The organism is Pelovirga sp. (genome assembly GCF_059864205.1).
In genome coordinates, this window is the sequence record NZ_JCBCBS010000193.1 from 17789 (window position 1) to 32010 (window position 14222).

Below are 14222 nucleotides of genomic sequence, written 5' to 3' on the forward strand. Positions count from 1 at the left end.
TCAGGCAACTCCAGTTAGTTTATTGCGCTGAAAAGTGGCATTAAGGGAAGCATCAATCACACATTCATAATTTTCCAGACGGGCAACCAAATGACCATCATCCAGATCAACAAAATCGATATCCGCGGTTGCGCGATGTTGACTGGTGCTGATAATCCGCGCCCGCACTTCAACCCCTGCATCGGGAAAACGTTCCTGATATTGGCGGTAACGGCCGGCAAAAACCGGCAAAGAACCGGCCTGGTACTGTTCAAAACTCCACAGGATCAGCATCTGGAAACTGCTGTCCAGTGCCAGTGGATCGGCAAACCAACTGTTGCGCAAGGGTTGCTCGATCCATTCCTGTGGTTGCGGTGCCGGGTTTACCAAGGCATTAATCCCCTGTGCAGAACAACCAAGAATGTTGCGTAATCCCTGAAAGGCCTTGCCATGAAAAAGTTTCTGATCTTGATAAAGGCTGGTTGACGCGTGGGGATAGGCTGCTAAATCCAACATGGAACGGGGCTGGCGAGCTGCACCATAGCCAGCGGCAAGAACGACCCGGGCGCGGGCATGGGCAACCAAGTGCCCTTGCCGGTCAATACCTGAAAGCTCCACCGGTACCACATGCAAGCCGTCACTCTTGATCGCCTTGCCGGTCATTGCTTGCAGGTTGTAGGTCTGTCCTGCTTCAAGCAGTATCCCTTTAAGCACCCTGAGATCATTCAAACCCTGAAATTTCAGGCCTGGGTTATTATGGGCGGCGGCATGGGCCAGCCATTCAATCATCAAGGCCACGGGCACGACGGCTTTGCCGTCAATCACGTGGGAATTGAGCACGGGAAACTGATCAATATTCAGATCAAGGTCAAAAGCCCTGGAAACGTAGAGGTTTTGTGGTGGTTCAATATCTATATCTGCGAAACCCTGATCGTGACCGCCGGCAATCACCAGCTCAACAGTTTTCTCCGGTACGGTCAGTTCCTTGAGCAGATACGCCGCACCGGTCTGCAGATCGATAACATCGATCCCTTCACGCGCAAATATTTTTTTCAGTGCCGCCGTCACCATGCCACCATCCCAGGGACCCCAGTTCAGGGACAGCACCCTGGCCTGCGCATGCGACTGGGCAAATTGCTGGGCCATCTTATTCAAGACTTCATTGGCAACAGCATAGTCAGCCTGGCCAATGCGCCCAAAACGCGCGGTTGATGAAGAAAACATGACCAGAAATGCCAGATTTTTAGCGTCAAAGGATTTCAGCAGATGGCGACAGCCTTTGACCTTGGTGTCAAACACCAGCTGGAACTGTTCACGGCTTTTGTCAACGATTAACTTGTCAGCCAGCACTCCGGCACCATGGATTACCCCTTTCACCACGCCGTACTGTTCCTGCAGGTTAGCGATGGTGGAGGCTACCGCTGACTCGTCGCGTAAATCAACCGGCAAATAAAGGGGTGTGGCACCTGCCTTTAGAATGTCGTCTAGGGTTCTGCGGATCTCACGTCCGGCCAGGACTTGATCACAGTGCTGCTGTAATTCTTTCGGCGCAAGGCTGGTGGCGCTGTGGGCAAGCAATGCTTTTTTAATCTCTGCCTCGGTATCAAGGTTCTTCAGCCAGGGTGGCTCGTCTGCGGGCAGCGGGCTGCGTCCCAGCAATGCCAGGGTAGGACGATATTTGCGTGCCAGAGCAACGGAAACGGCGGCTGTGACGCCACGGGCGCCGCCACTGACAACAACAAGATCCCCTTCTTCCAGCGCCAACTCCCGGGTATCAGCCGGCACATCCACAGTCACCAGTTCCAGCGTTGTTAAACCGGTCGAAGACACACCAATCTCAAGAGGAGAAACGCTAAAGATCTCTTCGACCAGGGTCGTTGCTGCCGGGACCACCTCCATCCCCATCCCCAGATCCAGTGCCTTACAGTGAACATCAGGCCATTCCAGTGCCGCAGTTTTGCTCAAACCAGCCAAACCACCGGAAAGCGCATCAGCAATGCCGGATCGGGCGGGCAGACCAAAGCAGCCGTTAAGACGTGAGATGGTGGCAAAAAATGCTCCCCTGCCCCGACCCTGTTCTCTCAAGTGCGGCGCGGCCAACTGCAGCAACTGAAAACTATCGGCCATAAAGCGATCATCGCTGCCTTTGAGAGGCGCAACAATGAGCAAACCACAGAGGTTTTCGGGTGCGCTCAAGGAACTCAACTCAGCGAGCTTGACCTTGCGTGCAATCAGGTTATGCCGGGTCAAGGCTGAAGTCAGGGCATCAATCAGTTGTGACCCGTCATCGGTTATCCACACCTGGGCCCCGGCACCAAAAGAAAAGCTTTTAAGCTCTCTTTTCTTAGGCAGGCTGACCAACCGCACCTCCTGGCGCTTGATGGTCGGTACCGGTTCAGGTACCTGGGCGGGAACATCAGCAGCCGGCTTTTCCGAACCGGAAACACTGGTAAGAAAATCAACAATCTGATCGATAGTCTGCAAGGTGCCCAGATGCTCGGGTTTAACTGCCGGCAACTCCGGCAGGCGTTCCTGCAGGGCCGAAAGAATCTCCACGCGCTTGATCGAATCAATGCCCAGATCGGCATCAAGCGACATTTCCAGTTCCAGCATCTCCACCGGATAACCGGTTTTCTCAGCGATTACCTCGAGTATTGCTGTGGTTACCTGAGCGCCATCCACGCCTGTTGTTACTGAAGCGGCGGCAGTCTTTACACCGTCTGCCGTTCCCTGTTGTAGATGCTCAACGATCTGCCCCAGGGTCTGCAAAACTCCCAGATCTTCCGGCTTGACCGCCGGCAACTCCGGCAGGCGTTCCTGCAGGGCCGAGAGAATCTCCACGCGCTTGATCGAATCGATGCCCAAATCAGCATCCAGTGACATCCCCAGTTCCAGCATTTCCACCGGATAGCCGGTTTTTTCGGCGATCACCTCGAGCAGTACTGTCGCCACCTGACCCGTATCACCACTCGCGGACACCGGTGCCGAGTTCATAGTTGCACTGGTCGATGCATTTCCTGATCCTTGCTGCAGATGCGCGACGATCTGTGCCAGGGTCTGCAATACCCCTAAGTCTTCCGGTTTGACCGCCGGCAACTCCGGTAAGCGCTCCTGCAATGCCGAGAGGATCTCCACGCGCTTGATCGAATCGATGCCCAAATCAGCATCCAGCGACATGCCCAGTTCCAGCATCTCCACCGGATAGCCGGTTTTCTCGGCGATCACTTCAAGCAACGTCGATGTAATGTGATTTATGGCGTCGCCGGCAACCGGAGTCTCAGCAGTCACCGCGGCAAGGGAGACGGGTTGTACAGTTGGTGCGGATACAACCGATTGCTGAACGGCCTGAGGAACAACAACTGGTTGGTTCTCCACCCTTTGCGGCATTGATTGTTGTGTCACTTGAGGGTTGGCGGCCTGTTCACTGGTCAGCTTCGCAGAAAAGGTTACCGGGGCTCCACCGATCAGTTGCCGTTGCTGGTCAACCAGCTGCATGAAGGAGCGTGTTGCGGCTTGTTGGCCCTCGAGAAACTGCTGGTGCAGCTTGGCCGTCTGTTGCGCAATCGACTGCAAGGCTTCAATATTCTGCTGGGTCAGCTGCAGCGCTGTTGACAATCCGGTATCCGTGCTGCCTGAGACTTTACTGTGAGTAGCCGCTGCTGCTGGTTGTTTACTTTGCTCGGGCATGGAAATTTCCCTCTGTTGTCCTTGTGGCCAAGATGCCTGAATAAGGCTGCCACTTGCTGTCTTTTGCTGGCGCGGCGGACGCGGTTGTGGTTTGTTAAAATAGTTGGCACCGGTCAGAGTTACCGTTAAGCCTTTTTTCCTGACCGGCTCCTGCGCGGCCCGCTCAAGTACACCCTCATCCCAACAAGCCAAATCGATCTTCACCCCAAGGGCAGCAAGTTTCGCCAGCAGACGTGCCAGGTCGATCACGGCACAACGTTTACCATTGGAAGAATCGAGGGCAACCGTTTGTATTTCCTGCCCTTTGAGGATGGTTCTGACCATGCCGCTCAAACGGGCACCCGGGCCCACCTCGACAAAGATACGTAACCCATCACGATACATGGATTCGATTTCTTTGACGAAGTCAACGGGACTGGCCAATTGCTGAGCAAGAAGGGATCTGATTTCGCCAGCTGTCTGCGGATATCGATCTCCGCTGGTGTTCGCATAGACCGGAAATTCTGGATCCCTCAGGGCAGTTGTTTCCAGCGCCCGGGCAAAAGGCTGGGCCGCTGCTGCTACCAGGGGGCTGTGAAAAGCCGCCGCAACATTCAACGGGGTGGAGGAAATACCTCGCGCACCCAGTAACGTGCGGGCGCGCTCGATTTCAGCGCGTGGGCCGGATAACACCCCTTGATCCGGGGTGTTGCGGTTGGCCAGCACCAGATCAAGGCTTTCACTTTTGATGAAATCGTTGATCGTAGCCAAAGGGGCTGACACCGCGAGCATGGTGCCGAGCTCGGAACCGCCGGCCGCCATCAACTCGCCGCGCAGCCGCGACAAACGCTGCAGATCGGCAGCACTAAAAACGCCGGCACTGCACAAAGCTACTAATTCACCATAACTATGCCCGGCAGCCGCGCTCGGCACCAGACCAAAGCGTTTCAGCACTGCAGCGCCGGCATGGCTGACGGCACCCAGCGCCGGCTGGGCAACCTCGGTAACACGCAAGGCGCTAATTGCTGCTTCTGGTTGCTGCGGCGTGCTAAAGGGGCGCGGATAGATGAGATCGGTCAGGATCCGGCGCGCAACCTGGGCACTTTCGGCAAAAACCTCATCGGCTTCACTGATGGTTTGTTGAAATTCCGGAAATTGCAACGCCAGGTTTTTAAGCATGCCTGGATACTGCGCCCCCTGCCCGGGAAACAGAAAAGCGACATCCGTGGCGGGAACCTGGTTTGAGCAATAGATGCCATCCGCTGTTTCGCCCCAACCATCAGCACGCTGATCCAGCAATGCCAATGCAGCATCAAGACGCGTGCCGATGTCCGCCTTTTCAGTCATCATGTTACGCAAAACCACCAGCACCAATCGACAGGCGGCCTGACTGTCGAAATCACGGCGCTGTTGCGCTGCCAGCAGACGCAGTTGTTGCCACGGCAGATCACGGGGAAGCGCCTGCAACTGATTTTTCAACGTCGCCTGATCGGCAGCAGAAAATGGCAGGATCTGTACATCTCCGGTCCAATCAACCTCATTTTTTTCTTCCCTGTATTCTTCCAGCAGACAGTGAAAATTACTGCCGCCAAAGCCTAAGGCACTCACTGCGGCGCGACGCGGGTGATTTCCTGCCGGGAACCAGGGACGACATTCGGTATTGACGTAAAAGGGGGAATCCTTTTCAAGCAACACCGGTGCCGGTTGTTGCACCTTGATGGTCGGCGGCAACACCTTGTGATAAAGGGCCAGTGCCGCCTTGATCAGGCCGGCAGCACCGGCAGCAGCTTTGGTGTGACCAATCTGGGATTTGATTGAACCCAGGGCGCACCAGGGTTGTTGCGCTGTGCCATAGACCTGGCGCAGGGCATTGACCTCAATCGCATCACCTACCCTGGTACCGGTACCATGACCTTCGACCAGCTCGATGGTGTCAGGTGTCACCCGGGCTTGTTCATAGGCACGCTGCAGCGCTTTGATTTGTCCCTGGGCACTCGGCTCGTAGATGGCAGAGCCGCGACCGTCACTGGAAGCACCGATCCCCTTGATAACCGCATAGATATGGTCACCATCAAGCTCGGCATCCGCCAGACGTTTAAGGACAATAATCCCCAGGCCTTCACCCAGGGTTGTGCCGTCGGCATCATCAGAATAAGGCTTTGCGTGTCCGGATGGCGACAGAGCCGGTGTTTTGCTGAAACAGGTGTACATGAAGACATCATTAAAGGTATCAACCCCACCGGTGATCACCATATCGGACCGCCCGGCGGCGAGTTCCAACGCAGCTAGATTCAGAGCCCCTAGAGAACTGCCGCAAGCAGCGTCAACGACACAATTGGTACCGCCAAAGTTGAAATGTTTGCTGATCCGCCCGGCAACCACATTACCGAGCAGCCCGGGAAAGGAATTTTCCTGCCAGGGCACATAGGAGTCAGAGATCCGGGCCATCACATCAGCGGCCGTCTCGTCGTCCACCCCGGCTTCTGCCAGCGCCTGCTTCCAGCGCGGATGCCCCAACCGGGCGCTGAGGGGCACAACCAGTTCGAGGGTTCCGGTCACCCCGAGAATAACACTGACGCGGTCGCGGTTATATTCCCTGACGCCGCCATAACCGGCATCATTGAGAGCCTGTTCAACCGCCAGCAAGCCGAGGAGCTGCGAGGTATCAATCGCCTCCAGGGCGTTCGGCAGAATCCCGAAATCCATCGGATTAAAACTGACGGGTGATAAAAAACCGCCCAGCTTGGCGTACACCATGTCGGCGGTTTTCGGGTCGGCAGCAAAATAATCATCAGGGCGCCAATGGCTTTCCGGCACTTCGCGGATACTGTCAACGCCGGTCTTGATGTTAGTCCAGAACTGCTGAGAATTCTCGGCATCAGGAAATATGCTGCCAATGCCGACAATCGCCAGCGGTGTCATTGTCGAATCTGTCGTTTGCTGATCGGTTTTCAACAGAGTAACTCCTTGATCTGCTCAACCGGCAATGGCGCGTCGATCCCTGAATCGACACCGTCGGTATCCCACTGCTGTTTAAGTAAATGTGCGCGCTGCAACACCGCAGCACCGAAAAGAATATTATAGGCAACCTCAACCACCTTGCGGGCAGCGGGTGGCTCTAAAAAACTCCCCTTCACCCATTCGTTAAAGGCCCCCATCGCCGGACCACACCAGATCTGATAATCAATTTTACGATCGCTGACACCCTGGTTGGCCCACACCGGTGTTTGCCCTAAATACCAGCGAAATACCAGCGCCATCTTGTACTTCGGATCGTTCAAGGCTTTTTCAACCTGACGTGGATCACGGACCTGAAAATAGTTCTTTGTCTGTTCCCAGACATTTTCCAGCGGTATCTTGAAAAAGGTCTGCTCGATCTTTTCCCGTTCTGCCGGCGGCAAGGCATCGATGCTCTCATAGCCGAGGTAGAGCTCGTAAAGCTTGTGGGCACGGATAGCGAACATGGTACCACGTTTGACCACCTGAACCTTGACCCCCATCTCGAACATATCCCCGGAAGGAGCCATGGTAATATCTGCCTGCCTGGTTTCTGCCAGCATCTGCCGAACCACGTCACAGGTGCCGGACTCAACGCAGGCCTGGTTAACTGTGCCGGTAACGAGATAATCGGCACCCATGGCGAAAGCTGCCGCCGCTGCCGCCGGTGTTGCTATCCCGCCGCCCAGGCCGAGACGTAAAGGCTGGTGATATCCATAGTGCTGTTGCATCAGGTCTTTCTGGGCAAGCAGGGTTGGAAACAAGGACAGGGCCGGACGGTTATCGGTATGACCACCGGAGTCGGCCTCCGCCGTGACGTCCTGAGCCATGGGAATATGCCCGGCAAGCTGCGCCTGTTCTGCCGTCAAATCACCAGAAGCCACCAGCTGTTTCAGCAACTTGTCCGGCGGTGGCGCAAAAAAACGCGCCGCCACCTCTTCGCGCGACACCTTGGCGATGATGCGGTTGGGGACAACAATGTTCCCGTGATCATCGCGATGAATGCCATGGGTGCGGTAACGCACCAGCGGCAAGGTCAAACCTAAAAAAGCCGACGCCTCAATCAGCTGAACGCCACGGCGCAGATACAACTCGACCAGGGCTTTTTCCAGTTCCGGTTCGGTCGGACTGTGGATCAGGTTGACACCGAATGGAATAACCGGCCGATGCTGCTGAAGATCGTCAATTGCCGCCTCTACCAGCTCAAAAGAAAGCCCGGCTGAGCCGAAAAAACCGAGCATGCCGGCCTCACCGAAGGCCTTAACCATGGCAATAGAACTGATCCCCTTGGCCATAGAGCCGCCGACATAGGCGTATGTCAAGCCATGGTCGCCACAAAAAGAGCCACTGCCGAAGCATTCAAGTTTCAACGCTGGTACCATGCCGCGGATATCTTCCGGCTTTATGCCGGTGCCGGCCAACTGTCCAACAAGATTCAAACGGTCTTCTGATTTAACGAGCCACAAAGGCTGGGCAATATGGCGTAACAGGCTTGATACGTCAGCGGCTGCATGGTACGCAGGCGTGGCACTGTAACTGCCGCAGGGTAAAAGAGTGGATCTCACAAAGAACTCCTACAAGGATTCCAGCAACGACTGAATATCATCAACAATTTTTTTTGGCGTTGAAGCTCCGGCCGTCAGGCCGATGCTTTGATAGCTTCGCAACTCATCTAAAGGGAGTTGTGACGCTACCTCCACATGCAACGCTTTTGTTCCATGGGATTCGACCACCTGGGCCAGGCGCCGTGTATTACTGCTTTCAAAGCCACCGGCAACAATCATAAAGTCGACTTGTTCGGCAATGCGAATTGCTTCACCCTGACGCTTTTTTGTCGCATCACAGATGGTATGCAGTATCGTCAGATCAAGATCCGGGCGCGCCGCCAGATTGGCACTTATTTCATCAAAAATCCCCTTATCCTGGGTCGTCTGAGCAGCCAGACAGTATTTTTTGCCGGCATCAAGAAGCTGCGCCTGACACTGTTCCAGATTGTCAAAAACAAAAGAATCAGACGCAGCATAACTCAACAGACATTTCACCTCAGGGTGGGTTTGTTCCCCGTAGAGCAGGAGGATACGATCTTCCGCCGTATGCTGCTCAATCAGCAGACAGGCATCCTTGACTTTCGGACAAGTTGCATCAACAACGTGGATACCACGCTCGACAAGGAACTTTTGAATGCGCTTGGGGATACCGTGAGCACGAATAATCACCGTTGACCCGGGTGGAATATCGTCGGGAGACTCGGCAGTAATCACCCCTTTAGCAGAATACTCTTCAACCACCTGCGGGTTGTGAATAATCGACCCGAGGATATAAATGTTACCACTGGCCGCTCCCTCTTTTTCAATCATCTCATCGAGCTTTCTTAACGCCAGACTCACACCCATACAGAAGCCGGCACTTCTTGCCCGTACGACATTCATATGCTTCAATGACTCCTGTCCATGCCCTGCACGCGAGAGCTTTCAGCTTCCATCTGTTCGTGACAATAATCGACAGATTAGTGCGATAACAAATCGTGAATTATCCCATCAAAAGTTGCTGGATGGCAAGGGATAGCTCGCTTTTTTACATGATATTGACAGGAAATGGAGAATAAAAAAACATGGCTGCGTCTTTCCGTTGGGCCTTCTGGTTGGTATGAAAACGAAAAAATGGGATTTCAAGCCGCGCTTTGAACAGAAGCAAGATGTCAGACGGAAACACTCTCCACCACTGCATACCCCTGTTTTATAGTTTTTTTGGGTTATCCACTGCGCTCCGCCGATGGCCTTTTTGCGTGCATCGGCGGGCAGCATGGAGGAATGGATTAGAAGTGGTGCACGTAGCGCAGTGTCAGTCGTTCGCCTTTGGTGCGCTGCTTGACGCCTGATTCCTTATAGGCGTTGATGAACAGATGCTGTTTCTGGTTAACATGCCAGACCAGACCAGGGCCGACGGCAAGAACTTTTTCGCGTCCGGGGATGTCATTGCCGTTAATTTTGCTGTCGGTGATCTGTCTGAACCAGTAGCCGTTGATCCCAAGGCGCAGCTGCCGGGGGATGATTTCGTAGGCTGTAGAGAAGTTAGCATGCACTGCCTGACCGGCCTGGAAATCGTTCTCCCCCGGGACATTGGGATCATCATTTTTGTCGTTCCACAGGTAGTGTAACCGCCATGAGGCTGTCCACTGTGGAGTCAGGAACGCGGTTGCCGCCCAGTAGGGGTTAAAAGAAAAATGATTGCTACCGGCGTTAATAGCGATTTTGTCGTCATACTCGCCCGTCGGGAAGATCAGCTGCAGTTCGATGCGCTGCATGAATAGTGGGCCGTTGGCCCCCATGATCGGGTCCCACTGCAGGTAGGGACCGACAAGCAGATCACCGATGCCGCTGTCGGCAGATAATCCGGAGCCACCTTTCAGGTCGTAATTCACCAACGGCAGCATGGCGTTAATCCCCCATTTACCTCCTAACAGCAGCTCCTGGCTGGATTGATAGAGCAATTGCGTCAGGCTGACCCAGACATCCATCTCAGCAGCTGGCGGACCATCGACGAATTTATCCGTGGTGTAATACTGGATGTATTGCTGGAAGTAAACCCCGGGGCCGGCCGGGGGACCACCATCGACAAAACTGGTAAACCCGAGATTCACTGATGGTTGGCCATAGCTCCAACAACTGGCCGGCAGGACAACGGCGACAAAGGCCAGCACACTAACCGCAACAAGAAATTTTTTCATCGGCAACTCCCGGTCAAAAGGAATAAAGAGCACACGAAGGTACCATTACGTCAGAGAAACGATAGAGCGCAAATTAACATGTGCGTAAAATATTTGTCAGTGAAAAAAGTGGCGTCTTTCAAGTACCCCGATTGATTAATTTCACTTATTTGGTTATCCACTTCGCTCCAGCTATAACAGTTAGAAGATCGCGCCCGATGCGACTTGCTAATAATCTGCATCCTGCGACTTCGCGCAGGATGACACCGAAGGACGTTGATGGAAAAAAACGGGTGTCATTCTGCGCCGAACGAAGCGTAGTCGCAGAATCCATATCCTGTTTTCTGATTTACTGGATTCAAATAGATAACCAGATTCACCTATTCACTCTGACCCTTTTGGCCGATGGTGGTGTTACATCTTTTCAATTTAGCGCACACCAGGCCTATGCCGACGCGCCGTGCCGACAACCACAATCCCTCAGAGTGATCTAAACGGACTAACCAAACGGGATACTAGATGCTTAATCAGGCCCGGGGGATGAAAATCACTTTCGTTGGCTCAACGAAATTTCTGTCGGCAGTGTGGGACAGGATTGATTTAATTATGACAGCAATGATCAGGGGGGGACAGGGTTCTGCGTCCACAATCAGCAACGGCAGATGACCTTTTGGCCTTCTGCCGCTACAGAGTATGCTGCGGCGACAAAACAGTCAAAAGTTGAACTCAAATCGTCATTCCCGCGAAAGCGGGAATCCAGTGTGATTTAAGCTGATAAACAATGGCTCCCGCGTGGCTTCCGTGTTCTTGTGGTTGTGAGACATATCATCAGAGTAGAAACAGTAGTTGTTTTTGCGGTGCGTTTTAACATGATACATGGCGATGTCGGCATTATGGAGCAGGACGTCCAGGTCTGTTCCGGCTGACGGATAGATGGCAACGCCAATGCTGAGTCGGACATGTAGTTCGTACCCGTTGATATGGAAAGGCGTGCGTATTTCGCTGAGGATTTTTTCAGCGACGGTAGTGACGCCGTGCTGATCAGCCACATCGGGCAAAAGCAGAGCAAACTCGTCACCTCCATAACGGCTCAGGGTGTCCTCAGCACGCAAACATCCCAGAATTCTTGTCGCCATCAGTTGCAGGACGCGATCACCGATCAGATGTCCGTGTCTGTCATTGATCGTTTTAAAGCCGTCCATATCCATAAACAATAGAGCAAACTTTCGTTCATTTCGCTGCGCATGGACCAGAACCTGATGGGCCCGATCATTAAAGAGTTGACGATTGGGCAGGTTGGTCAACTGATCGTGATAAGCCATGTAACTGATATTTTTCTGCTCTTGCTGTAACTTCTGCTTTTGTTGAAATTGGTCCAGCGCTTTTACGATAGTGGTGAGAAGTTCTTCGGGTTTATAAGGCTTGCAAATAAAATCGAAAACACCCATCCGCATTGCTTCCTTGACCCAGGGGAAGCTGGTCTCACCGCTGATGACAATAATTTCAGAATCAAGACCAGCTCGATGGTGAAACGCAATGACATCCAGTCCATTAGTGTCAGGCATCTGCAAGTCAAGGAGGATCAACTGAGGGGTGCTGTGCTGTAGTATGCTGATCGCTTCATCACCGCCCGATGCCGGCACCACATTTGTATAGCCATTGATATGCAGCAGTTGCTCAAGGCTTTTAAGCTGGGTTTGTTGGTCTTCAACGACTAACAATTGACACCGGGCAAAGGATTTTGTGCCGATTGACGGTTCAAGCATTCAAGTTCAATCCGTTCTTTACCAAAAAAATCAATTTTGCCTTTTTGTGGTCATCAGCTTTTCACGGTTACACAGAGACGGGCTGTCACCGTCACTGAGGAAAACGGGCTGCGAGTCGCCCGCTAAACTCCAGGCGCCACATGCAAGGAGCGCCATTGTTGAACAATGAAGAGTACTTACCTACGTCGAAGCAGTAAAACAATGGCGACTGTTTTCAGACTGGCGCAGCAGTTGGTGAGTTTTACGACGCCATCATATTTGAAGCCATGGCTACTCTACTACAAACCCTGCATTGCGATAAAGATAATGCTTTGGCAAAAAGTATCAATTTGGCTGGATAATCACGAGCCGCCCGCAGACTATCCTGCGGGCGGATTTTTTAATGCGACCGGCAGGGCGTGTGGTGCGCAAACACCATCCCTCCGGCTGTGGTAGCCGATGGCAAATGATGTTGTTCCTTAGACTGACCGGTACTATCTGCGACCGTCTCTTCACTGAACACGATAGTGCCGCTGATATACTGCATAAAAAGCAACGGGCACCACAATCAGGGTAAACAGCGTCGAAGAAAACAAGCCGAAAATCAAGGCCCAGGCCAGGCCGGAAAAAATCGGATCCAGGGTGATCGGCCAGGCGCCAAGGGCGGTGGTCAGCGCGGTCAGGACGATGGGCCGCAGGCGTACTGCGCCACATTCGACGATGGCTTCGCGCAGGGGCATCCCGTCCGCCAGAGCTCTGTGGATAAAATCAATGAGCACCACCGCGTTGCGGATGACGATGCCACCCAGCGCGATCATCCCGATCATCCCCGTGGCGGTGAAAAACACCGGGTCGGCAAAGCCGCCAACCGGCCGGTCCATGAGCAGATTGAGCAGCCAGAAACCGGGCATGATACCGATCACGGTAAAGGGGATGGACATCAGAATCAACAGTGGCAGCAAGAAAGAGCCGGTCTGCAAAGCGAGCAGGATATAGACCCCGATCATGGCGGCGCCAAAGGCCAGCCCCAGATCGCGAAACACGCGGATGGTGATTTCCCATTCCCCTTCGCCGGCCCACTGGACCTCAATGCCGTCAGGTGGCGGTTCACGGCGCAGGGTTTTTTGCATATCGAGAATCGCTTCACCCGGAGCCTGGCCGGCCATTTCTGCCGTTACATAGACCACTGGTCGCAGGTTTTTGTGGTAGATGGTCTGCGCTTCGGGCCGCTCAACAAAGCGGCCCAATTCGGACAGAGGCACCGGCTGACCAGCGGCGCTGATCAGGTGCAAGTTGCCAAGACTTTGTGCTCCGGTGCGCTGTTCCCGGGGCAGGATGACTTTAACGAAAAGAGGCTGCCGTTCGCCATCAGGGTGCAAGGTGACAGGACGACTTCCGGCGACCGCCAGAGCGATGGTTCGGGTGATGTCGTCGGTACTGATGCCATGGAGGGCGGCTTTTTCTTTGTCAGGGATGAAATCAAGTCGCATGCGTGGTGACTCAATGGTGGTGTTCAGATCAACGACAAAGGGTTCATCAGCCATCACTCTGGTTACCTGGTGGGTTGCGTTGATCATATCCTGGTAATCAAGGCTTGGAGCACCATAGACTTCGGCAACCACCGTCGCCAGCACCGGTGGACCGGGCGGTGTCTCGACAAGCTGTAACGTCGCGCCATAGCGTTGGGCCAGATCTTCCAGATCGCTCCGCAGGCGCAGGCCTAGAGCATGGCTTTGCATGTGCCGTTCGTTCTTTCCGACCAGATTAATGCGAATATCGGCCAGATGGGGTTGCTCACGCAGATAGTAATGGCGAACCATTCCATTGAAATCCATCGGTGAAGGATGACCGACATAGGAGACAAAGCTGGTCACTTCGGGGATGTTGCGCAGATAGTCTTCGAAAGCACGGACCATGCGATCGGTCGTATCCAGCGTGCTGCCTTCCGGCAGATCCAGCACCAGTTGCAGTTCGTTCTTGTTGTCGAACGGCAGCATCTTCAAGGGCACCAGGCGTAACATGGGCAGCGCCAGGGACAGGACCAACAGAATCAGAATGCCGCCGAGCAGGGCCCAGCGCCAACGGCGCGCACCGAGAAATGGTTCCACTGTCGCGCGATAACCACGCTT

6 protein-coding genes are annotated in these 14222 nt (G+C 53.9%); all 6 read right to left on the reverse strand.

The window, feature by feature from the left end; genetic code table 11:
• Positions 1-6600, reverse strand: coding sequence for an SDR family oxidoreductase (locus AC6F7T_RS12045; RefSeq protein WP_500719180.1), 6600 nt, complete (start codon positions 6598-6600; stop codon positions 1-3).
• Positions 6597-8207 carry a PfaD family polyunsaturated fatty acid/polyketide biosynthesis protein gene (locus AC6F7T_RS12050; protein WP_500719182.1) on the reverse strand — a complete coding sequence of 537 codons (1611 nt, stop codon included), beginning with the start codon at positions 8205-8207 and terminating at the stop codon, positions 6597-6599. The genes AC6F7T_RS12045 and AC6F7T_RS12050 overlap by 4 nt, the downstream gene beginning before the upstream one ends.
• 9 nt (positions 8208-8216) lie before the next feature.
• Positions 8217-9071 (reverse strand): 4-hydroxy-3-methylbut-2-enyl diphosphate reductase, encoded by an 855-nt coding sequence (ispH, locus tag AC6F7T_RS12055; protein WP_500719184.1) that lies wholly within the window; start codon positions 9069-9071, stop codon positions 8217-8219.
• Between the two features lie 386 nt (positions 9072-9457).
• Complete coding sequence (locus AC6F7T_RS12060; protein WP_500719185.1) at positions 9458-10369, reverse strand: transporter; 912 nt, start codon at positions 10367-10369, stop codon at positions 9458-9460.
• A 713-nt stretch (positions 10370-11082) separates the two neighbouring features.
• Positions 11083-12114: a diguanylate cyclase domain-containing protein gene (locus AC6F7T_RS12065; RefSeq protein WP_500719187.1), complete on the reverse strand. Its 1032-nt coding sequence runs from the start codon at positions 12112-12114 to the stop codon at positions 11083-11085.
• A gap of 491 nt (positions 12115-12605) precedes the next feature.
• A partial coding sequence (locus AC6F7T_RS12070; protein WP_500719189.1) for an efflux RND transporter permease subunit occupies positions 12606-14222 on the reverse strand: 1617 nt, incomplete at its 5' end.

What these genes read in the sequence shown, in the direction of transcription:
- ispH (WP_500719184.1), bottom strand. Translation starts at nt 9,071, where the DNA reads ATGAATGTCGTACGGGCAAGAAGTGCCGGCTTCTGTATGGGTGTGAGT.
- AC6F7T_RS12065 (WP_500719187.1), bottom strand. Translation starts at nt 12,114, where the DNA reads ATGCTTGAACCGTCAATCGGCACAAAATCCTTTGCCCGGTGTCAATTG.
- AC6F7T_RS12060 (WP_500719185.1), bottom strand. Translation starts at nt 10,369, where the DNA reads ATGAAAAAATTTCTTGTTGCGGTTAGTGTGCTGGCCTTTGTCGCCGTT.